The following is a 21,683-nucleotide window of genomic DNA, read 5'->3' as shown; positions in this document are numbered from 1 at the left end:
CCGAGGGGAGATGCCGTCATCGACACCAGGATCACCCCCATCCTCGCCGCGGGCGCCGTCCTGTGGCGCCGCTCGCCCGTGGACGGCGAGGTGGAGCTCGCACTGGTCCACCGCCCGCGCTACGACGACTGGTCGCTGCCCAAGGGCAAGCTGAAACGCGGCGAGGACGCGGCCGCCGCCGCGGTGCGCGAGGTGAAGGAGGAGACCGGCCAGACCTGCGTCCTCGGCCCGCGGCTCCCCTCCTCGTACTACGTGGTCGACGGACGGCCGAAACACGTCCGCTACTGGGCGGCCGAGGCGACCGGCGGTTTCTTCGTCCCGAACGACGAGGTCGACCGGGTCATCTGGCTGCCGGTGACCGCCGCACGACACCGGCTGACACATGAACGCGATCGTCCGCTGATCGACGCGTTTGTCCGGCATTCTGGACATTCCACCCGCTGAGGCGGTCCTTCCAGCTGCGCCACCGCACTGATATGCGAGGTTCACCTTCCGTTAACCCCGATCCGTCGGTCGCTTCACCTCATCTGCCTAATTTCGGCCGTACCGGTGGGTGAGCAACGCGGCCTCCGGGTGGATGCAGAACCCCTTATACCTCCGCTTCGCCATCCCGGCGGGCTTCAGGAAGGAAACACCGAAGGTGAAGCTTCAGCGTAAGAGTGGCGTACGTGCCCTGACCGTCGGCGCGGTCGCGATCTCCGGCGCGCTGCTCCTCACGGCGTGTGGCTCGGACGACAACGCGAGCAGTGGCGCGAGCAGCTCGTCCTCCGCCTCGTCCTCCGGCAGCATCAAGTGTGCGGACAAGGCCGGCCAGATCCTCGCCTCCGGTTCCTCCGCCCAGCAGAACGCGATCGACCTGTGGGTGCAGAAGTACCAGGCCGCCTGCTCCGGCACGACGATCAACTACAAGGCCTCGTCCTCCGGTGAAGGCATCATCGACTTCAACCAGGGCACCGACGCCTTCGCCGGCTCCGACTCCCCGCTGAAGCCCGAAGAGGTCACCGCGTCCAAGGCCGTCTGCACCGGCGGCACCGGCATCTCCATCCCGATGGTCGGTGGCCCGATCGCGATCGGCTACAACCTCTCCGGTGTGGACAACCTGGTCCTGGACGCCGCCACGATCGGCAACATCTTCAACTCGAAGATCACCTACTGGGACGACGCGGCCATCAAGGCGCTGAACTCCGGCGTCACCCTGCCGCACACCAAGATCCAGGCCTTCCACCGCCAGGACGAGTCCGGCACCACGGACAACCTCACCAAGTACCTGAGCGGCGCCGCCCCCAAGGCCTGGCCGTACGAGCACGCCAAGGCCTTCGCGGGCAAGGGCGGCCAGTCCGCCGCCAAGTCCGCCGGTGTCGCGGCCCAGGTCAAGCAGACCAACGGCTCGATCGGCTACTTCGAGGTCTCCTACGCGACCGCGAACAGCATCAAGACCGCCAAGATCAACACCGGCGCCTCCGCCCCGGTCGAGGCCACCGCCGCCAACGCCTCCGCGGGCATCGCCCAGGGCAAGGTCGTCGGCACCGGCGCGGACCTGTCCCTGGACCTGTCCTCCGCGTACGTCACCAAGGCCGACAACGCCTACCCGATCGTCCTGGTGACCTACGAGATCGCCTGCGACAAGGGCAACAAGGCCGCCACCCTCCCGGTCACGAAGTCCTTCCTGACCTACATCGCCAGCGAGGAGGGCCAGGCGCTGCTCCCCGACGCCGGCTACGCCCCGCTGCCGGCCGAGATCGCCACGAAGGTCCGCGCCAGCGTCGCGGCCCTCGCCTGATCCAGTAAGCGGCGGGGGCCCCGTAACACCAACCGTTACGGGGCCCCCGCCACCATCCGGTGCACCGCCGCCGGGGGAGCCATCCCCCACCCAGACCGGAGAAACCCCCCATGGACATAACCACACAGTCTCCAGCCCCCCCGCCACCGGCAGAGAAGACCGCCGGGGGCACTGTCACGCGCCCGGGTGACAAGATCTTCTCGGGCCTCTCCCGTGGATCCGGCATCCTGCTGCTGGTGATCATGGCCGCCATAGCGCTCTTCCTCACCGTGCGCGCGGTCAACGCCATCTCCAAGGACCACGGCAACTTCCTGACCACCTTCGAGTGGAACGCCAGCGCCACCCCGCCGGTCTTCGGCATCGCCGTCCTTGCCTACGGCACCGTGGTCAGCTCGATCATCGCGCTGATCCTCGCGGTCCCGGTCTCGGTCGGCATCGCGCTGTTCATCTCGCACTACGCACCGCGCAAGCTCGCCACCCCGATCTCCTTCGTGATCGACCTGCTCGCGGCCGTCCCCAGCATCATCTACGGCCTGTGGGGCGCCCTGTTCCTGGTGCCGCACCTGGTCGGCCTCAACAAGTGGCTGAACGAGTACCTCGGCTGGACCGTGGTCTTCAAGTCCTCCAACCCCGAAGCCGCGCGGTCGCTGTTCACCGTGGGCATCCTGCTGGCCATCATGATCCTGCCGATCATCACCAACGTCAGCCGCGAGGTCTTCAACCAGGTCCCGCGGATGCACGAGGAGGCCGCCCTGGCGCTGGGCGCCACCCGCTGGGAGACCATCCGGCTGTCGGTGCTGCCCTTCGCCCGCTCCGGCATCATCTCCGCCACGATGCTCGGCCTCGGCCGCGCCCTCGGCGAGACGATGGCCGTCGCCACCGTGCTGTCCGCCTCGCCGATCCTGTCCATCCACATCCTGGACCCGGTCGGCGGCACCTTCTCGCAGAACATCGTCGCCAAGTTCGGCGAGGCCGACGAGTTCGGCCGTGACGCGCTGATCGCCTCCGGTCTCGTCCTGTTCGTCATCACCCTGCTGGTGAACGGCGCCGCTCGCGCGATCATCGCCCGCCGCAAGGAGTACTCGGGGGCCAACGCATGAGCAACCTCGTCGTGGACAAGGCTCCGGCCGCCTCCGTACCGCAGCGGCCCCTGGCCCAGGCCCGGCTGCCCCGCTGGGCGCCGGCCGGCATCGCCGCCGCCTCGATCGCAGTCGGCGCCGGCATCGGCCTGGGCGCCGGCCTGGACAGCAAGATCCAGTGGGGCCTGATCGCCCTCATCGTCTTCATCGTCGGCACATTCGCGCTCGCCGCCCGTGTCGAAGGCACCCGCCAGGCCAAGGACCGGACCGCCACCAGCCTGGTCTGGTCGTGCTTCGTGCTGGCGGCACTGCCGCTCTACTCGCTGCTCGTCACCACGATCGGCAAGGGCCTCACGGTCCTCGACGGCAACTTCCTGAGCCACTCGATGAACGGGGTGCTGACCCTCTACCCCGGCGGCGGTGTCTACCACGCCATCATCGGCACCCTGGAGCAGGTTCTCATCGCCACGCTCATCGCCGCCCCGATCGGCCTGCTCACCGCGGTCTATCTGGTCGAGTACGGCAAGGGCAGGCTCGCCAAGGTCGTCACCTTCTTCGTCGACGTCATGACGGGCATCCCGTCGATCGTCGCCGGTCTGTTCATCCTGACGCTGTGGATCCTCATGCTCGGCTTCGGCTACTCCGGCTTCGCCGGCTCGCTGGCCCTGGCGATCCTGATGATGCCGGTCGTCGTGCGCTCGACCGAGGAAATGCTCAAGCTCGTCCCCAACGAGCTGCGCGAGGCCTCACTGGCGCTCGGCGTCCCCAAATGGCGCACAATCATGAAGGTGGTCCTCCCCACCGCGATCGGCGGCATCACGACGGGCGTCATGCTCGCCGTCGCCCGTATCGCGGGCGAGAGCGCCCCCATCGCGCTGCTGGTCTTCGGCAGCGCTCAGATCAACAGCAACCCGTTCGACGGCCCGCAGGCCTCACTGCCGTTCTACATCTTCCAGCAGTACCAGAACGGCAACCAGCCGAGCTACGACCGGGCGTGGGCGGCAGCCCTCGTACTGATCGCCTTCGTGATGATCCTGAACATGGCGGCCCGCGGCATCGCCCGCTGGAAGGCCCCCAAGACCGGTCGCTGACGCGACCTCCTCAGCAGCAGCGACCCGATTGAGAGCAACACCATGGCCAAGCGAATCGACGTAAGCGGACTGTCCGCCTACTACAGCGCCCACAAAGCGATCGACGACATCTCCATGACCGTCGAGCCCCGCACCGTCACCGCCTTCATCGGCCCCTCCGGCTGCGGCAAGTCCACCTTCCTGCGGACTCTGAACCGCATGCACGAGGTCACCCCGGGCGGCCGCGTCGAGGGCAAGGTCCTCCTCGACGACGAGAACCTCTACGGCGCCGGCATCGACCCCGTAGCGGTGCGCCGCACCGTCGGCATGGTCTTCCAGCGCCCGAACCCCTTCCCCACGATGTCGATCTACGACAACGTGGCGGCCGGCCTCAAGCTCAACGGCGTCAAGAAGAAGCGCGACCTCGACACCATCGTCGAGAAGTCCCTCCAGGGCGCCAACCTCTGGAACGAGGTCAAGGACCGCCTCAACAAGCCCGGCTCCGGCCTCTCCGGCGGCCAGCAGCAGCGTCTGTGCATCGCCCGCGCGATCGCGGTCGAGCCGCAGGTGCTCCTGATGGACGAGCCCTGCTCAGCCCTCGACCCGATCTCCACCCTCGCCATCGAGGACCTGATCGGTGAGCTCAAGGAGCGCTTCACGATCGTCATCGTGACGCACAACATGCAGCAGGCCGCGCGCGTCTCCGACCGCACCGCCTTCTTCAACCTCTCCGCCGTCGGCCAGCCCGGCAAGCTCATCGAGATCGACGACACCGAGCGGATATTCTCCAACCCCTCCGTCCAGGCCACCGAGGACTACATCTCCGGCCGCTTCGGCTGAGAGGCCGCAGCCCCAGGACGTCCTGCGGTGCTGCATGGCGGTGCCACCGCAAGGCGAAGGGCCCGCCCCCGGGAAGGGGGCGGGCCCACTTTGCGCAGCCGCCGGTTCCGGCCACCGGACGGACCCGGTGAGCCCACCACCCACTGGCCGGATGCCGCCAACGCGCCTCAGCCGAACACGAGGTGCGTGATGCCATAAACCGCGGCGGCCACACACCCCGCCGCCGGCATCGTGATGAACCACCCCATGACGATGTTCTTGGCGACCCCCCACCGCACCGCGTTCACGCGCTTCGTCGCACCCACGCCCATGATCGCCGACGTGATGACATGCGTCGTCGAGATCGGCGCCTTGAAGACGTAGGACGTCACGTAGAGGATCGAGGACGCCGTCGCCTCCGCCGCGAACCCCTGCGGAGGGTCGAGCTCGATGATCTTGCGCCCCAGCGTCCGCATGATCCGCCAGCCGCCCGCGTACGTACCCAGCGACAGCATCGCCGCACACGCGAACCTGACCCAGACCGGAATGCCGTCGCCCTGCTGGACGCCGCCGATGGTGAGCGCCATGACCACGATGCCCATCGTCTTCTGCGCGTCCTGCAGACCGTGTCCGAGGGCCATCGCCGCCGCCGAGACGGTCTGGGCGATACGGAAGCCGCGCTTGGCCTTGTGCGGGTTGGAACGGCGGAAGATCCACATCACCGCGACCATCACCAGATAGCCGACGACCAGGCCGACGACCGGCGAGATGATCATCGGGAGCACGATCTTGTCCAGGACGCCGTGCCAGAAGACCGTGCTGGAGCCGGCCAGTGCCGCGCCGACCATGCCGCCGAAGAGCGCGTGGCTGGAAGACGATGGTAGACCGAAGTACCAGGTCGTCAGATTCCAGACAATTGCCCCGATAAGCGCGGAGAACAGGATGATCATGCCCTGCTTGCCGTCCGGGGTCTCGATGATCCCCTTGCTGACGGTGTGCGCGACCCCGCCGCCGGCGAAGGCGCCTATCAGGTTCATCACCGCGGCCATGGCGAGCGCGGCGCGCGGGGTGAGCGCGCGGGTGGACACCGAGGTCGCGATCGCGTTCGCGGAGTCGTGGAAGCCGTTGGTGTACGTGAAGAAGAGCGCGACGCCGATGACGACGACGAGTGCGAAGGTGTCCACCTGGGTCAGGACTCCTTGACCGCGATGGTCTCCACCGTGTTGGCGACCTTCTCGAAGGCGTCGGCGGCCTCTTCCAGCACATCCACGATCTGCTTCAGCTTGAGCACTTCCATGGCGTCGTACTTGCCGTTGAACAGGTGCGCGAGCAGCTTGCGGTGGATCTGGTCCGCCTGGTTCTCCAGCCGGTTGACCTCGATCCAGTACTCGGTGAGGTCGGTCATCGTGCGCAGATTGGGCATCGCCTCGGCGGTCAGCTCCGCCGCCCGCGCCAGCACCTCGATCTGCTGCTCGACGCCCTTGGGCAGTTCCTCGACCTGGTACAGCACCACCAGGTCGACGGCCTCCTCCATGAAGTCCATGATGTCGTCGAGGTTGGAGGCGAGGGAGTAGATGTCCTCGCGGTCGAACGGCGTGATGAAGGAGGAGTTCAGCTGGTGGAAGATCGCATGTGTCGCGTCGTCCCCCGCGTGCTCCGCCGCCCGCATCCTCTCCGCGATCTCGGTACGCGTGGCAGAGTCGGCGCCGAGCAGTTCCATGAGGAGCTTCGACCCTGTGACGATGTTGTCCGCGGATGCGGCGAACATGTCATAGAAGCTCGTCTCCCTGGGGGTCAGACGAAAGCGCACGTGAGGTCCTCGGCTACATCGGTTTTCGGTCGCATTGATGCTAAGTGCATCATCCGGCCATATCTAACCGGCGTCCACAGTGTCGCTCATCGCCCGACGGGTCCCCCACCGGGGCCGCCTCGCACAATGGGCCGAATTCGGTACGATATACCCGGCAGGGGTATACCGGGGCAGGAAGGGCGGGCACCATGACGGTCACCGACCATGGAACCGACCATGGACCGCACGGTTACAGCAAGCAGAAGGACCAGCACCTGAAGCGGCTTCGCCGCATCGAGGGGCAGATCCGCGGCCTCCAGCGCATGGTCGAGGAGGACGTCTACTGCATCGACATCCTTACCCAGGTATCCGCCGGCACAAAGGCCCTGCAGTCCTTCGCTCTCCAGCTTCTGGAGGAACACCTGCGGCACTGCGTCGCCGACGCGGCCAGCCAGGGCGGCCCGGACGCGGACGACAAAGTGGCCGAGGCCACAGCCGCGATAGCCCGGCTGCTACGAACCTGACACGCTCTCCGGCAGGCGCTCCGGCAGGTGCTCCACCTTGAGCACCTCGTCGATGCGGGCGGCGCTGAGCCGCTCCTCGACCGCGGCGGAAGCCGCGATCATCAGCTCGCCGCACAACTCGATCTCCGCGAGGGCCACGTGGTCCTGATCCCGGTCCAGGTCCCGTTCCTGCTCCAGCAACGCCACGTGCACCACCTCCTCCCAGCCCAGAGTAGGCAGCGCGGCACAATCCGTGCATGACACGGACGGGCCATTTCCGGGTGGTCTACGCCTGCGGGGTGGGCGCAGAAACGATCTTTCCGCGGTAGATGTCGTCGGCGTCCGGCAGCACGACGCGCACCGGTGACCCGAAGCCGTGGAAGGAGACCACCGACACCACCTCCGCGTTGTTCGTGAAGGTGAAGCACTGCCGCAGCCGGCGGAGCCGCCCCTCCTCGTCCACATACGCCTCGAACGGCACCCGCGTCACGGAGAACCCTTTCGCCGCCGCCCCCAGCGACCCCCGCGAGGCCGCCGAAGCGGCCTTCGCCGCCCGCACGATGTCCGTCACCCCCCGGTAGTGCCGCACCCTGACGCCGGCGATCGTCTCCTGGCCCGCATACGTCACCCCGCGCGCCCCCCGCAGCAGCTCGGCCGCCGCCAGCGGGTCCGTGACCCCGCCCGTCACCAGATTCCCGTCGGCCAGGCGGGCCGTGTCCAGCCGCACCCACTTGTCGGCGGGCACCCCCTCGCCACGGTTCTTCATGTACAGCGCCCCCGGCGTCAGCAGCTCCGTGATCGGCTGGTGCTCCGGCTCCCCGGCCGCGTCCGCCGGCAGCGTCACCTCCAGGCTTCCCCGCCGCCGCGCGAAGTCATAGCCCCCGGTCCCGGTGATCGAGACCTTTGTCCCGCCGCTGGCCGTCTCCATCGACGTCACGACCTGCGAGCTGCCGTAACGCACCAGCACATCCGACGCCCGTCGCATCGTCTCCGCCCCGTCCGGCTCCGCCGCCTGCCCGCTCCCGGAACACCCCGCCAGGCCGAGAACCAGCGCCGCGGCGGCTGCGGCCGCGCCTCCCCGCTGCCCCATCTCCGCCAACCCCCTGCACCTTGAGCCTCGTTCGGCATAACGACGCTCCCCCGGCCTCCGTCACGCTGCCGCCTTCGGTACCGTTGAACCCGTGCTCGACCAGCCCACCGCAGCCCACCGCACGACGACCGTCGAAAAGGGCCCCTTCACCCACGCCACCTGCACCTGCGGCTGGCGGGGCCCCGCCCGCCGCGCGCGCGACCGGGCAAGGCGCGACGCGGCCGAGCACAGCCCGGCCGGCGCTTAGAGGGGGAAAGGCCCTACGCGGCCAGGTCCTTGTCGTAGGACGTCGGCTCCGGGTAGGGCTCACCCTGCGGCCGCCCGACCGCAGGGCCCTGCGGGCGCCGTACGAGCCAGCCCGCCCGCGAGCCGCCTACGGCGGTCACCAGCGGCGTGAGGAGGGCCATCGCCAGCGGAGCCAGCAGCAGGGCCACAGCCGTGCCGAGGGCGAATCCGCCCACCACATCGGTCGGGTAGTGCACGCCCATGTATACGCGGCAGAAACCCTCCGCCACAGCGATCACCACCGCCACAGCACCCACGCGCCGGCTGACCAGAAACAGCCCTACGGCGACCGCCATCGTCAGGGTCGCGTGGTCGCTGACGAACGAGAAGTCCGTCTTGCCCTTGATCAGGACATCGAGCCCGTCATGGTCGACGAAGGGCCTCGGCCGCTCCACGAAGCCCCGCAGCGGAATGTTCAGCAGCAGGGCGATCCCGGCCGCGAGGCCGGACCACAAAACGCCGGCAACGGCCGCCGGGGCCTCCGGGGAGCGCCGGGCGACCCGCCACCAGCACCACCCGACGAGCAGGACCAGCAGTACGACGAGCCCGTACTCACCGACGAACTCCATGGTCCGGTCGAACCAGCCGGGGGCATCCTTGGCGAGGTTGTTGATGTCGCGGAGCAGGCTGACATCAGGATTCGAGCCGTCAAGGGCGAGCTCTGCCATCGGTGATGCCCCTCACTGTCGCGCGGCAACCCCCGTCGCAGTCCGCATGGTCATACGCGTGAGGCCATTCTGACCCGTACAACGGCGTGCACGGTACGTAGCGTTCCGGTCTCTACCAGATGATCACCGAGAAGTTACCGAAGGGAAATCAGAACCCCTCTCGCGCGCTGTTTCGCGCGCCGCTCACGCCCCCGCGGTGGGCAGCGCGGCCGCGCCGTCCTGCGTCACCCGGGTCGCGCCGATGTAGTCCGCCGTGTCGATCTTGTCGAAGCGGATCACAGCACCTGTGTGCGGCGCGTTGATCATATAGCCGCCGCCCACGTACAGGCCCACATGGTGAATGGTCCTCGGATCGTTCAGGTCGTACGCGAAGAACACCAGGTCCCCCGGGATCAGCTCGCTGCGCGCCGGGTGCTGCCCTGCGTTCCACTGGTCCGCCGCCACCCTCGGCAGCTCGATGCCCACCGAGTGGTAAGCCGCCTGCGTCAGGCCGGAGCAGTCGAACCGCCCGCCCTGCGAGTCCGTGCCGGTGCCGCCCCACAGATAGGGCGTGCCGAGCTTGCCCTGCGCGTAGTAGATCGCGCCGGCCGCCTGCTGCGAGGCCGCGACCGTCCCGACCGGGGCTGCGAAGCTCTTCGCCAGAGTCGTGATGGACTTGACGTAGTTCTGCGTCTCCCGGATCGCCGGGACCCCGCCCGCCTGGATCACCCGGTACGCGCCCGCGTTGTACGCCGCCAGCATGTTCTCGGTGGGATTCCCGGGCACGTCCTTCACATAGCCGGCCAGCTCGCAGTCGTACGTCGCCGCCGACGGGATCGCGTCCGCCGGGTCCCACACATCGCGGTCCCCGTCACCGTCCCCGTCGATGCCGTGCGTGGCCCAGGTGCCGGGGATGAACTGCGCTATGCCCTGCGCGTTGGCCCCGCTCTGCGCATCCGCCTTCCAGCCGCTCTCCTGGTAGAGCTGAGCGGCCAGCAGCGCCGGGTTGATGGCGTCGCAGAGGTTGCCCCACCTCTGCACGAGGCCGGTGTACGCGGCCGGAACGGCGCCCTTGGCCAGGGTCACGGTGCCGTTGCCGGCGAGGCTGGCGGCAGCCGAGTACGTACCGACCAGGAGGAGCGCGAGGAAGGAGAAGCAGAGCCCGCCGGCGATGCCGGCCATGAGCCAGACCTTGCGCGCCGTCGCCGCCGCCTTCATCCCGCGATCCGCCCCTTCGTACGTGTGCCGTGCCGCGCGTCCTTCCGCGCTTCCTTCTGCGTGTCCTTCTGCGCTTCCGGACACACGTGGTGACGGTGAGCCGGACCTGAAGAAGCATCACCGCTCATCGCCGCCCCCAATCGTTGCCCTGCGCTCACTCGCGTGATACACAGAGTAGTCATCTGTGTCCCATCGAACACCGGTCCGCCAGCCAATCCGACCAGTCTGACGGCTGCGGCCGGGATCACACAGGGGAATCGGCTGAGAAAGTCGCTGAGTCGACATACGACAGCGGCATCCTCCGTCAAGATAGACCCTGGCTCCTTGCGCCCCGGCGAGGAGACCAACTGATCTAGCGTGGTGGTGAGTTCTCATGTTCCTGGCAGCCGAGAAGGGCGATATCAACACCATCATCGGTGGAATCGCCCCGGACTGGGGGCCTTTCGGCTCCCTCGGGAACGAAGCGCGCGTGATGATCGAGGTGGTCATGGCAGTGGCGATCCTGCTGTGCCTGGCCATCGCGATCTGGGGCGCGGCGAAGCAGCGGATCGGCGCGACGGCGCTCCGCGACACGTTCAGCGCCGAGCAGGGCAAGGGGTTGATCATCGCCGGACTGACCGGCGTGTTCATCATCGGCTCTCTCGGCACGCTGTTCACCATCGTCTACGGGATGGCGGTCTAGCAACGATCCCGCCCCCGACAACGATTTCCTCCGTATCCGTCCCATCCATCCATATCCCCTACTTATGTCCCCTGGGGCTCGTCCCGGCCCCATGTTCCAACCCGAGGCTGCGTGCTGATGCCCACTCACCCGAGCAGCGATGCCGGACCCCACAACGGTTCCGCCCTGCCCTCCTCGCGTGAGGGGGCGGGCGCCCCATGAGCCTCGGCCAGGACGGCCCGCCGACCACCCGCACCCGGCTCCCGGAAGGCCAGCCCGGCCCCGGCGGCACCGCCGGGCGCCGGGCGGCCCCCCGCTCCGGCCGCAGCCTGGTCTCGGTCGTCGGCGTCATCGTGCTGCTCATCGCCGCGATCGCCTTCGCCAACCGCGGCGGCGACTCGGACAGTTCCTCCTCCGGCAGCGGCAGCGGCGGCAGCAAGGGCACCGCCCAGTCCCAGCCGACCTCCGCGACCGGCGAGAAGCCGGTGTCCGGCTCCGCCGAGGGCATCGCCACCGGCTTCGCCCAGACCTCGCAGGGCGCCCAGTCCGCGGCGGCCAACTACGCGGTCGCGCTGGGCGGTGACGGCATGCTCGACACCACACGCCGGCACGCCATCGTCGCCGCGATCCACGACCCGGCGGTCGTGGCCGGCCTCCAGGCCAAGCTCGACAAGGCGTACTCCGCGAGCCTGTTCACCAGCCTGGGCCTCAACGAGGACGGCTCCACGCCCAGCGGCTTCACCTTTGTCTCCCGCACCATCCCCGTCGGCACAAAGACCACCGCGCACAGCGGCGCCACCGCGACCGTCGAGGTGTGGTGCACCGGCCTGATCGGCCTGGCTGGCGAAGGCTCGACGAAACCGGTCAGCCAGAGTTGGTTGACCATCACTGAGAAGCTCAAATGGGTCGACGGCGACTGGAAGATCGAGTCGTCCAGCCAGAAGCAGGGCCCGGCCCCCGTCAGTGGCGACGACCTGGCCGCGAGCGCTGACGAGATCGCGAACGCAGTCGAGGGATTCGGAGGGTTCACCTATGCTAGGTAGCCGCCACCACCGCGCGCTGTCACTCACCGCGGTCCTCATGGGAGCACAGGCACTCGTCGTCCTCGCCGCCTCGCGGGCCACCGCCGCGCCCTCACCGACCCCCACTCCCAGCCCCAGCTCATCGACGGACTGCAGCGGATTCATCGGCGTCGCCAAGGACTACTGCGAAAGTGGGAGCGGCGGCGGAAGCAACTCCGTCACCGACACCCTCGACCCCCTCACCTCCCTCGCCAAGGGCTGCGCCAAGGCCGCCTCCGCCGTCATCGACAAGCTCTCCGAGGCGGTCACCCACACCACCCAGGTCGACTTCACCAACGGCGCGTTCCTCCGCCAGTACGCCGTCGTCTTCGCCGCCTCGACCATCCTCACCCTCGTCCTGTGGCTGCTGGCCGTCGCCAAGCGCGCCGTGCGCGGCGTCCCCCTGACCGAGGCCCTCACCGAGGCCGTCGGCTTCCTCTGGCTGACCGTCATCGCCTCGGCCTTCACGCCGCTGATCCTCTACACCCTGGTCTCGGCGACCGACGCGGTCACCGACGTCATCGCGGCCGGCACCGGCTCCAACACGGACATGTTCTTCGGCTCGTTCTCCGACGCCCTGACCAAGGGCACCGACATCGGCGGCGGCCCGATCATGCTGATCATCGTCTCCCTGATCTCCGTGCTCGCAGCCGGCGTGCTGTACCTGGAGCTGGTGATCCGGGCCGCCCTGCTCTACGTCGGCGCGCTGCTCGGCACCGCCGTGTACTCCGGCATGGTCGACAAGAACATGTGGCACCACGTCCGCCGCTGGGCCGGCATCATGATCGCGATCATCCTGGTCAAGCCCGTCATCGTGATCGTCCTCGGCCTCGCCGGCGCCCTGTCCACCTCCGCCGACGGCCCGAACTCCTTCAGCGCCGTCGTCTCCGGCCTCTCGATCATCCTGCTGGCCATCTTCGCCAGCGCCATGATCTACCGCTTCGTCCCCGGCTTCGGCGACGACGTACAGAGCCTGCGCAGCAACCGCAAGATCAGCGGCGAGGGCGCAGCCGCCGCCGTCATCTCCTCCCCCGCCGCCCTGGTCAAGCAGGGCATCAAGACGCACAGCTCCCGCGGCCCCCAGGAGCAGGCGGCGTCCGGCGGAGGCGGCGGCAGCAGCCCCGCCAACGGAGTCTCCGGCGGCGTCGCCGCCCACAGCACCCGCGGCGGCGGCTCGGGCGCACCCGCCGCCCCGGCCCCGCGTACGGCGCCACCATCGGCCGGCCGCAACAACGGCACCAGCAGCAGTAGCAAGTCCGGAGGTAACAGCCGGTGACGTCCCAGCCATACGCCGTCCAGCAGCCACGTCGTACGTATCTGATCGGCAAGGCCCGCCCCAACGCGATCGTCGGCAAGAACCGGGAGACCGGCGAGATCGCCCTGATCATCGCCGGGGCCTTCCTCGGCATGATGTGCGGGCTCCTCATCCCGGTCCTCCCCCTCCGGATCCTGGGGCTCGTCGGCTGGCCACTGCTGGCCTTCGCCGCCGTCTACATGCCCTACCGCCGCCGCACCTTCTACAGGTGGTTCGAGATCAACCGCACCTACCGCCGCACCCTGCGCAACACCGCCACCTACCGCTCCGCCGCCGCCGAGGCCGGCATCCGCCTCGACGGCCGCGAGATCGAGATCGGCCCGCCGCCCGGCATCGGCCGCATCACCTGGCTCTCCGCCCCCTTCGGCCCCGACGAGATCGCCGTCCTCCTCCACGTCGACCGCCGCACCGTCACCGCCGCCATCGAGATCGAGGGCCCCGGCGTCGGCCTGCGCGACAGCGAGGACCAGGAAGCCCTCGTCGAACGCTTCGGCACCCTCCTCAAGCACGTGGCCAACGGCGACGGCTTCGTCACCCGCCTCCAGATGCTCGCCCGCACCCTCCCCGCCGACCCCGACGCCCACGCCAAGGACGTCGCCGTACGCGGGGACGACAGCGCCGAGCGCTGGCTCAAGGACTCCTACGACCAGCTCCAGTCGATGGTCTCCACCTCCAGCGAGCAGCACCGCGCCTACCTCGTCGCCTGCATGCACTACAGCCGCGAACTCGCCGCCGAGGGCACCGCCATCTCCCGCGCCACCGGCGCCCGCGGCAAGGCCGTCGACAAGGACGCCGGCATCGCCGCCGTCATGGCCCGCGAGCTCACCGACATCTGCGCCCGCCTCGCCGAGGCCGACATCCGCGTCCGCCAGCCCCTCGGCCAGGCCCGGCTGTCCTCCCTGGTCCACTCCATGTACGACCCGGACCACCCCATAGACCACATCCAGGCCATGACCCGCCGCAACGCCTGGCCCGCCGAGCTCGACGCCACCGAGCCCACCTTCCTCCAGGCCAAGACCCGCGAGTCCTCCACCCGCGCCCCCTGGTGCCACTCCACGGCCTGGGTGAAGGAATGGCCCATGACCCCCGTCGGCGTCAACTTCCTCGCCCCCCTCCTGGTCCACACCCCCGACGTCATCCGCACCGTCGCCGTCTGCATGGACCTCGAGCCCACCGACGTCGCCATCGAGCGCATGCTCACCGAGAAGACCAACGACGACGCCGACGCCTCCCGCGCCGCCAAGATGAACCGCGTCATCGACCCCCGCGACGTCGCCCACCACGGCCGCATCGACCAGCGCGGCGAAGACCTCGCCTCCGGCGCCGCCGGCGTCAACCTCGTCGGCTACATCACGGTCTCCTCCCGTAACCCCGAGGCCCTCAACCGCGACAAGCGCACAATCCGGGCCTCCGCCGGCAAGTCGTACCTGAAGCTGGAGTGGTGCGACCGCGAACACCACCGCGCCTTCGTGAACACGCTGCCGTTCGCGACGGGAATCCGCCGGTGACTACTCAGCCCGTCCGGCGGCCCCTCCCTATGGCGTCCCTCGCGGGCGCTCCGCTGGCTTCGGACCGCTGCGCCGGCCGTCTTCAGCCCGTCCGGCGTTTGAGGACACGGCCGAAGGCCGTTCGGGGGCCTGGGGGCGAAGCCCCCAGCGGGGTCCGGGGCGGAGCCCCGGTTTCGGGAAGGGGCGGGGTGGGGGAGCCCCCTGCGCCGCCGACGCGCCCCCGTGCGCACCGCCATGCGCACGCGCGTACGACGCCGACCGCCCCGCACCATGGTCTCCGGCAGCCACCAACCCTGCCAACGCCACCGCCAACGAGGAGGTCCATCTGATGGCCATGCTCGACCCCCTCGCGGCCCTCACCGACGCCTTCACCAGCTTCCTCTTCGGCAAGGTCGAATCCACCCGCCTCCCCGTCCGCACCTCCACCGGACAGGCCCAGGCCGTCTACCTCCCCACCGCCGCCCCCGGCCTCGGCGACTCCGGCGTGATCATCGGCCGCGAGGTCTACAGCGGCAAGGGCTACATCTACGACCCGTTCCAGATGTACGGACAGCAGCTCCCCGCCCCCCACTGGCTGGTCCTCGGCGAGTCCGGCAACGGCAAGTCCGCCCTGGAAAAGACCTACGTCCTGCGCCAGTTGCGCTTCCGCGACCGCCAGGTCGTCGTCCTCGACGCCCAGGGCGAGGACGGCGCCGGCGAGTGGAACCTCATCGCCAAAGCCCTCGGAATACAACCCATCCGCCTGGACCCGACCGCCGCCCTCGACGGCGGCATCAAGCTCAACCCCCTCGACCCGGCCATCACCCTCACCGGCCAGCTCGCCCTGCTCCGCACCATCATCGAAGTCGCCATGGGCCACGGCCTCGACGAACGCGCCGGCTTCGCCCTCAAGGTCGCCCACGCCTACGTCATCGAGACCATCACCGACCGCCAGCCCATCCTCACCGACATCGTCGAACGCCTCCGCCACCCCTTGGAGGACGCCGCCGAGTCGATGAACGTGGACCTCGACGACGTACGCGCCTGGGGCCTCGACGTGGCCCTCGTCCTCGACCGCCTCGTCGACGGCGACCTGCGCGGCATGTTCGACGGCCCCACCACCGTGGGCATCGACCTCGACGCCCCGCTCATCGTCTTCGACCTCTCCCACATCGACCGCAACTCCATCGCCATGCCCATCCTCATGGCGATCGTCGGCGTCTGGCTCGAACACACCTGGATCCGCCCCGACCGGAAGAAACGCATCTTCCTCGTCGAGGAGGCCTGGCACATCATCAACAGCCCCTTCGTGGCCCAGCTCTTCCAGCGCCTCCTGAAGTTCGGCCGACGCCTCGGCCTGTCCTTCGTAGCCGTCGTCCACCACCTCTCGGACGTTGTGGACGGCGCAGCCGCGAAGGAAGCGGCGGCCATCCTCAAAATGGCCTCGACCCGGACGATCTACGCCCAGAAGGCCGACGAGGCCCGCGCCACCGGCCGCGTCCTGGGCCTGCCCCGCTGGGCGGTGGAAATCATCCCCACCCTCACCCCCGGCATCGCCGTCTGGGACGTCAACGGCAACGTCCAGGTCGTCAAACACCTCATCACCGACACCGAGCGCCCCCTCGTCTACACCGACCGCGCCATGACCGAGTCCTCCGTCCGAGAGGAAGACGAGCCGGAACGGGTCTCCCTGGACAAGCAGTTGGCCGACGACGCGGTGGCGTAATGACAACCCAAAGACAGCAGCGCACGGAAGGCGGCATCCCCGACGGCCTCATCCTCGGCGTCATCGGCTTCCTCCTCGGCATGACCGTCCTCCTCTGGACGGCCACCGGCATAGCCGGCCTCCTCTCCCACGGCTCCTGGCCCGCCGGGGTCCACTTCACCCGCACCCCCATCGCCATGCGCCACCTCATCGGCCACCCACACGACCTGGCCGCCGCCTGGCCCGAGGCCTCACCGGAAGCCCTGCCCAGCTCGGGCCTGTTCTGGGGCATCTTCATAGGACAGCTGATGGTGCTGTTCGTCGTGACGGTGTTCGTGATCGGCGTGGTGGCCCGTACGCGGCTGCGCAGGGCAAAATCAGCCCGTCCGGCCACTCCAGCCCCTCCGGCCCACTCAGCCCCTCCGGCGTTTGAGGAGCGGGGTCCAGGGGCGGAGCCCCTGGTTTCGGGAAGGGGCGGGGTGGGGGAGAAACCCGCCGCACCGGCCCCCGCACCCCCCGCCCCCACCGAGGACGAACTCACCCGCACCTACGCCGCCTTCGCGGCAACCCCCACCGCCGACAAGGGCAAACGCCTCGTCCAACCGGCCATCCTCAACGCCGCCGGCGCAGCCATCGTCACCACCGCCGACCCCGAGACCTTCCACCAGACCGTCGGCAACCGTGCCAAGCTCGGCCCCGTCCACATCTACGACCCGGCCCACCTCGTGGACACCCCCGGCCGCCTCCGCTGGGCCCCGCACACCGGCTGCGAAGACGTCCCCACCGCCCTCACCCGAGCCAGGGCACTCCTCTTCCCCTGCCGCCCCCACGCCGCCGCGGACGCCGCGATGTTCGACGCCGCCGAGACCCTGCTCCGCTGCTGGCTCCACGCCGCCGCCATAGACGGCCTGCCCTTCCGCCAGGTACACCGCTGGGCCGGCGTCAGCGGCGCCTCAGGCGCCCAGGACGCCGTACGCATCCTGCGCACCCACCCCAAGGCCGCACCCGGCTGGAGCGGTGAGCTCGAGTCCGTACTGCACGCCCACACGGACCGCCGCGACGCCGCCCAGGCCCTCGTCCACCGGACCCTGGAGTCCCTCGGCTCCGTCCACATCCGCGACGCCTGCAATCCCGGCCGCACCGACGCCCTCGACCTGGAATCGTTCATCCGCGATCGGGGAACGATGTATGTGGTGGGCGAGACCAACGAGGACCCACGGACCCACCCGGGTGTGATGCCCCTGCTCACCGCACTCGTATCCAGCGTGGTCGAGCACGGCCGGCGCATGGCCGCACGGTCACCCGCCGGTCGGCTCGACCCACCACTCACCCTCGTCCTCGACGACGTCGCCGCGCTGGCCCCGCTCCCCGACCTCCCCGATCTCCTCGCCACCGGCGCCTCCACCGGCCTCCCCGCCCTCGCCGTCCTCCGCTCCCCCGAACAGGCCCGCGCCCACTGGCGCACCCCCCTCTGGCACCGCGCCGACGCCCGCCTCATCCTCGGCCCCGTCGCCCCCGGCCTCCTCGACGAGGTCCCGGACGCCACTTGCCTCTGACCCGTACGTCAAGGGTTAGCGTCCCGCCATGCCGACTCCAGTCCCAGCCCCAGCCCCAGCAGCGACCGTTTCCCGTGAAGTCCGCCTCGCCACCCTCCCGGAGGGCCTGCCGGGACCCGAACACTTCACCGTCGTCGAAACCCCGCTTCCCGTCCCAGCAGAGGGCGAAGCCCTCATCCGCAACCGCTGGTTCCAGGTCCTCCCCGCCCTCCGCACCCTCATCGGCGGCGGCCTGGAAGGCTCCACCCCCTTCCCGGCCCTCCACCCCGGCGACACGCTCTTCGGCCCAGCCGTCGGTGAGGTCGTCTCAGCCCCCTCCGGCAGCGATCTGCGAGCCGGCGACCTGGTCCTCCACTTCCAGGGCTGGCGCGAGTACGCGGCCCTGCCCGCCGCCGAATGCACCCCTCTCGCCGACACCCTCCCGGACCCCGTCGCCCACCTGGCAATGGGCTCGACCGCCTATGGCGCCCTCACCCGGGCCGCCCAGGTCCGGCCCGGCGACACCGTCCTCGTCACCGGCGGCGCCGGTTCCGTCGGCTCCCTCGCCGGCCAGATCGCCCGCCTGCTCGGCGCCGGCCGCGTCATCGGCAGCACCGGTTCACCCGCGAAGGCCGACCGTATGGTCTCCGAACTGGGCTACGACGCCGCCGTACTCCGGGCGTCCGGCCCCACCATCGCCGAGCAGCTCGCAAAGGCCGCCCCCGACGGCATCGACGTCCTGCTGGACAACGTCGGTGGCGAACAGCTCCAGGCCGCCGTGACAGCCGCTCGTCCCGGGGCCCGCTTCGCCCTCGTCGGCGCTCTCGCCGGCCAGCTGTCGCCGGACGGCGACGGCACGACCGGACCGGTCGAGATCGACTCGTTCCAGGTCATCCTCAAGCGCATCACCATCCGGGGCTTCAGCGGCCAGGAGGACCCGACAGTCCTCCCCGAATGGAACGAGCGCTTCGGCGACTGGCTCCGCTCGGGCCGGATCACCTTCCCCCACGTCCGCATCCCGGGCATCGAAAACGCCCCGCGAGCGTTGCACGAAGTCATCGGCGGGCACCATCTGGGCGCCGTCATCGTGGAGTTGTAGGAGGAGTACGCATGCGGATCGGCGACGCAGCAGCCGCAGCCGGCACAACACCCCGCGCCCTGCGCTTCTACGAACAGCGCGGGCTGCTCCCCCCGCCGACCCGCACCGCGACCGGCCAACGCCAGTACAGCCCCGGTGACGTGGCCCGGATCCGCCTCATCCGCGAACTGCTCTCCGTCGGCCTCACCATCGGCGACATCCACAGCTGCGTCGACCACCTCCACCTCATCGAAGCCGACCCGACCCGCCCCTGCGGCGCCGCCCAGGCCACTCCCGGCCCCGGCATCGCCGCCCGCCGCCTCGCCGCCCTCAACGACGAAATCGCCCGCCTCACAAGGCTCCGAGACCAACTGGCGGCCCGGGTCAGGGCCGGGGCAGCTCCATCTCGTACTCCGTCTTCGTCTCATCAAGCGGAAACGCCATCGCCCCGCCGGTCCGCGTAAAGCCCAGCCGCCCATAGAACGCCTGCGCCCGCGCATTCTCCTCGTGCACCCACAGCCGTACCCGATCCACCTTCTCCGGCAGCTCGAACGACCAGTCAACCGCCGCCCGCAGCAAATCCTCCGCCAACCCGCTCCCCCGGAACTCCGGCCGCACAAACACCCCGACCAAATGCGTCTGCGGCACCGGATACTCCTCGCCGACCTCCACCAGGACAGTCACCGTCCCCACCCACACCCCCGCCTCATCCACCGCGACGAACGCCGGTGTCTCGCCGCGGCTCCGCCACACCTCCTCCGTGAACGCCGCTTCTGTCTCATAGGTGTTGACGAACGCCACACTGCTGGCAGGGTCCTTCAGTCCCGCCAGCCGCAGTTCCCTGTTCAGCTCCCACTCATCGGGGCGCTTCGCCCGTATCTCATATCGCATACGGCGATGGTGGCAGCCGGCCGAACGCAGCCGCAACGCAAAAATGCCTCAGTCCCCGAGCACAAGGCTCGGGGACTGAGGCTGAAAGATTGTTCGGCGGCGTCCTACTCTCCCACAGGGTCCCCCCTGCAGTACCATCGGCGCTGAAAGGCTTAGCTTCCGGGTTCGGAATGTAACCGGGCGTTTCCCTAACGCAATGACCACCGAAACACTATGAAGACAACTGAACCGGAACAACACAGTTCGTTACTTCAGAACTACACAGTGGACGCGAGCAACTGAGGACAAGCCCTCGGCCTATTAGTACCGGTCAGCTCCACCCCTTACAGGGCTTCCACATCCGGCCTATCAACCCAGTCGTCTACTGGGAGCCTTAACCCCTCAAAGGGGGTGGGAATACTCATCTCGAAGCAGGCTTCCCGCTTAGATGCTTTCAGCGGTTATCCCTCCCGAACGTAGCCAACCAGCCATGCCCTTGGCAGGACAACTGGCACACCAGAGGTTCGTCCGTCCCGGTCCTCTCGTACTAGGGACAGCCCTTCTCAATATTCCTACGCGCACAGCGGATAGGGACCGAACTGTCTCACGACGTTCTAAACCCAGCTCGCGTACCGCTTTAATGGGCGAACAGCCCAACCCTTGGGACCGACTCCAGCCCCAGGATGCGACGAGCCGACATCGAGGTGCCAAACCATCCCGTCGATATGGACTCTTGGGGAAGATCAGCCTGTTATCCCCGGGGTACCTTTTATCCGTTGAGCGACGGCGCTTCCACAAGCCACCGCCGGATCACTAGTCCCGACTTTCGTCCCTGCTCGACCCGTCAGTCTCACAGTCAAGCTCCCTTGTGCACTTACACTCAACACCTGATTGCCAACCAGGCTGAGGGAACCTTTGGGCGCCTCCGTTACTCTTTAGGAGGCAACCGCCCCAGTTAAACTACCCACCAGACACTGTCCCTGATCCGGATCACGGACCGAGGTTAGACATCCAGCACGACCAGAGTGGTATTTCAACGACGACTCCACCACGGCTGGCGCCATAGCTTCACAGTCTCCCACCTATCCTACACAAGCCGAACCGAACACCAATATCAAGCTATAGTAAAGGTCCCGGGGTCTTTCCGTCCTGCTGCGCGAAACGAGCATCTTTACTCGTAGTGCAATTTCACCGGGCCTATGGTTGAGACAGTCGAGAAGTCGTTACGCCATTCGTGCAGGTCGGAACTTACCCGACAAGGAATTTCGCTACCTTAGGATGGTTATAGTTACCACCGCCGTTTACTGGCGCTTAAGTTCTCAGCTTCGCCACACCGAAATGTGACTAACCGGTCCCCTTAACGTTCCAGCACCGGGCAGGCGTCAGTCCGTATACATCGCCTTACGGCTTCGCACGGACCTGTGTTTTTAGTAAACAGTCGCTTCTCGCTGGTCTCTGCGGCCACCCCCAGCTCAAGCAGCAAATGCTATCACCAGTGATGGCCCCCCTTCTCCCGAAGTTACGGGGGCATTTTGCCGAGTTCCTTAACCATAGTTCACCCGAACGCCTCGGTATTCTCTACCTGACCACCTGAGTCGGTTTAGGGTACGGGCCGCCATGAAACTCGCTAGAGGCTTTTCTCGACAGCATAGGATCATCCACTTCACCACAATCGGCTCGGCATCAGGTCT

General features: G+C 68.5%; 22 protein-coding genes and 2 rRNA genes (1 of these 24 running past the window's edge). 15 read left to right on the top strand and 9 right to left on the bottom strand.

The features are described from left to right. The first annotated feature begins 18 nt into the window (after window positions 1-18). The 5 genes from OG607_RS24215 to pstB all read left to right on the top strand — a co-directional run bounded on the left by OG607_RS24215 (window position 19) and on the right by pstB (window position 4,769). A complete protein-coding gene (locus OG607_RS24215) occupies window positions 19-444 on the top strand; it encodes an NUDIX hydrolase (RefSeq protein WP_405736996.1) in 426 nt (141 codons plus the stop codon). 196 nt (window positions 445-640) lie between these two features. Beyond that, window positions 641-1,780 carry a phosphate ABC transporter substrate-binding protein PstS gene (pstS, locus tag OG607_RS24210; protein WP_405727145.1) on the top strand — a complete coding sequence of 380 codons (1,140 nt, stop codon included), beginning with the start codon at window positions 641-643 and terminating at the stop codon, window positions 1,778-1,780. A 110-nt stretch (window positions 1,781-1,890) separates the two neighbouring features. Continuing rightward, window positions 1,891-2,880 carry a phosphate ABC transporter permease subunit PstC gene (gene pstC / locus OG607_RS24205; protein ID WP_405727142.1) on the top strand — a complete coding sequence of 330 codons (990 nt, stop codon included), beginning with the start codon at window positions 1,891-1,893 and terminating at the stop codon, window positions 2,878-2,880. Next, the gene (gene pstA, locus OG607_RS24200) at window positions 2,877-3,950 is read left to right on the top strand and encodes a phosphate ABC transporter permease PstA (RefSeq protein WP_405727139.1); all 1,074 of its coding nucleotides are present in this window, start codon (window positions 2,877-2,879) and stop codon (window positions 3,948-3,950) included. Before pstC ends, pstA begins: the two co-directional genes overlap by 4 nt. A 42-nt stretch (window positions 3,951-3,992) precedes the next feature. Then, a complete protein-coding gene (gene pstB, locus OG607_RS24195) occupies window positions 3,993-4,769 on the top strand; it encodes a phosphate ABC transporter ATP-binding protein PstB (RefSeq protein ID WP_405727136.1) in 777 nt (258 codons plus the stop codon). A 167-nt stretch (window positions 4,770-4,936) separates the two neighbouring features. Here pstB and OG607_RS24190 read toward each other — a convergent pair whose 3' ends face one another. Both OG607_RS24190 and OG607_RS24185 read right to left on the bottom strand, forming a co-directional pair. Further along, on the bottom strand, window positions 4,937-5,932 hold the full coding sequence (locus OG607_RS24190; protein ID WP_405727133.1) for an anion permease: 996 nt from the start codon (window positions 5,930-5,932) through the stop codon (window positions 4,937-4,939). A 5-nt stretch (window positions 5,933-5,937) separates the two neighbouring features. Continuing rightward, window positions 5,938-6,558: a DUF47 family protein gene (locus OG607_RS24185; RefSeq protein WP_329316173.1), complete on the bottom strand. Its 621-nt coding sequence runs from the start codon at window positions 6,556-6,558 to the stop codon at window positions 5,938-5,940. A gap of 188 nt (window positions 6,559-6,746) precedes the next feature. Between OG607_RS24185 and OG607_RS24180 the strand changes: the two genes are divergently transcribed. Beyond that, window positions 6,747-7,061: a metal-sensitive transcriptional regulator gene (locus OG607_RS24180; RefSeq protein WP_405727129.1), complete on the top strand. Its 315-nt coding sequence runs from the start codon at window positions 6,747-6,749 to the stop codon at window positions 7,059-7,061. On the opposite strand, the gene OG607_RS24175 is transcribed toward OG607_RS24180, so the two are convergent. Together OG607_RS24175 and OG607_RS24170 are read right to left on the bottom strand one after the other, a co-directional pair. Beyond that, window positions 7,050-7,256: a hypothetical protein gene (locus OG607_RS24175; RefSeq protein WP_405727126.1), complete on the bottom strand. Its 207-nt coding sequence runs from the start codon at window positions 7,254-7,256 to the stop codon at window positions 7,050-7,052. The two genes, OG607_RS24180 and OG607_RS24175, sit on opposite strands and share 12 nt — an antisense overlap. 70 nt (window positions 7,257-7,326) lie before the next feature. Further along, window positions 7,327-8,130: a hypothetical protein gene (locus OG607_RS24170; protein ID WP_405727123.1), complete on the bottom strand. Its 804-nt coding sequence runs from the start codon at window positions 8,128-8,130 to the stop codon at window positions 7,327-7,329. Between the two features lie 91 nt (window positions 8,131-8,221). Between OG607_RS24170 and OG607_RS24165 the strand changes: the two genes are divergently transcribed. Beyond that, on the top strand, window positions 8,222-8,377 hold the full coding sequence (locus tag OG607_RS24165) for a hypothetical protein (RefSeq protein WP_405727120.1): 156 nt from the start codon (window positions 8,222-8,224) through the stop codon (window positions 8,375-8,377). A gap of 13 nt (window positions 8,378-8,390) precedes the next feature. Here the strand turns inward: OG607_RS24165 and OG607_RS24160 are convergent, their stop codons facing one another. Beyond that, entirely contained in the window at window positions 8,391-9,083 is a 693-nt protein-coding gene (locus OG607_RS24160; RefSeq protein ID WP_405727117.1) for a phosphatase PAP2 family protein, read from the bottom strand. 183 nt (window positions 9,084-9,266) lie between these two features. Next, window positions 9,267-10,280, bottom strand: coding sequence for an NlpC/P60 family protein (locus OG607_RS24155; RefSeq protein WP_405727114.1), 1,014 nt, complete (start codon window positions 10,278-10,280; stop codon window positions 9,267-9,269). Between the two features lie 373 nt (window positions 10,281-10,653). Here OG607_RS24155 and OG607_RS24150 point away from each other — a divergent pair, with 373 nt between their 5' ends. The 8 genes from OG607_RS24150 (at window position 10,654) to OG607_RS24115 (ending at window position 19,586) form a co-directional block, all read left to right on the top strand. Then, complete coding sequence (locus OG607_RS24150) at window positions 10,654-10,962, top strand: hypothetical protein (protein WP_018559685.1); 309 nt, start codon at window positions 10,654-10,656, stop codon at window positions 10,960-10,962. Between the two features lie 197 nt (window positions 10,963-11,159). Next, complete coding sequence (locus OG607_RS24145; protein ID WP_405727110.1) at window positions 11,160-11,984, top strand: hypothetical protein; 825 nt, start codon at window positions 11,160-11,162, stop codon at window positions 11,982-11,984. Then, window positions 11,974-13,278, top strand: coding sequence for a hypothetical protein (locus OG607_RS24140; protein WP_405727107.1), 1,305 nt, complete (start codon window positions 11,974-11,976; stop codon window positions 13,276-13,278). The genes OG607_RS24145 and OG607_RS24140 overlap by 11 nt, the downstream gene beginning before the upstream one ends. Further along, window positions 13,275-14,825, top strand: coding sequence for an SCO6880 family protein (locus OG607_RS24135; RefSeq protein ID WP_405727104.1), 1,551 nt, complete (start codon window positions 13,275-13,277; stop codon window positions 14,823-14,825). Before OG607_RS24140 ends, OG607_RS24135 begins: the two co-directional genes overlap by 4 nt. A gap of 328 nt (window positions 14,826-15,153) precedes the next feature. After that, window positions 15,154-16,530: an ATP-binding protein gene (locus OG607_RS24130; RefSeq protein WP_329316154.1), complete on the top strand. Its 1,377-nt coding sequence runs from the start codon at window positions 15,154-15,156 to the stop codon at window positions 16,528-16,530. After that, a complete protein-coding gene (locus OG607_RS24125; RefSeq protein WP_405727101.1) occupies window positions 16,530-18,065 on the top strand; it encodes a type IV secretory system conjugative DNA transfer family protein in 1,536 nt (511 codons plus the stop codon). Before OG607_RS24130 ends, OG607_RS24125 begins: the two co-directional genes overlap by 1 nt. A 28-nt stretch (window positions 18,066-18,093) precedes the next feature. Next, entirely contained in the window at window positions 18,094-19,143 is a 1,050-nt protein-coding gene (locus tag OG607_RS24120; RefSeq protein ID WP_405727098.1) for an MDR family NADP-dependent oxidoreductase, read from the top strand. An 11-nt stretch (window positions 19,144-19,154) separates the two neighbouring features. After that, complete coding sequence (locus OG607_RS24115) at window positions 19,155-19,586, top strand: MerR family transcriptional regulator (protein WP_405727095.1); 432 nt, start codon at window positions 19,155-19,157, stop codon at window positions 19,584-19,586. Here OG607_RS24115 and OG607_RS24110 read toward each other — a convergent pair. The 3 genes from OG607_RS24110 to OG607_RS24100 form a co-directional block, all read right to left on the bottom strand. Next, window positions 19,507-20,013 (bottom strand): GNAT family N-acetyltransferase, encoded by a 507-nt coding sequence (locus tag OG607_RS24110; RefSeq protein WP_405727092.1) that lies wholly within the window; start codon window positions 20,011-20,013, stop codon window positions 19,507-19,509. The genes OG607_RS24115 and OG607_RS24110 overlap by 80 nt on opposite strands. Window positions 20,014-20,104: 91 nt before the next feature. After that, a 5S ribosomal RNA gene (gene rrf, locus OG607_RS24105) occupies window positions 20,105-20,221 on the bottom strand. Between the two features lie 72 nt (window positions 20,222-20,293). After that, window positions 20,294-21,683: ribosomal RNA gene (locus OG607_RS24100) — 23S ribosomal RNA — on the bottom strand (it continues 1,734 nt past the right edge of the window).

It is taken from the genome of Streptomyces sp. NBC_01537 (assembly GCF_045040445.1).
Taxonomy (GTDB): domain Bacteria; phylum Actinomycetota; class Actinomycetes; order Streptomycetales; family Streptomycetaceae; genus Actinacidiphila.
Note: the sequence above shows the minus strand (reverse complement) of the source record. Positions and strands in the feature narration are given on the sequence as shown.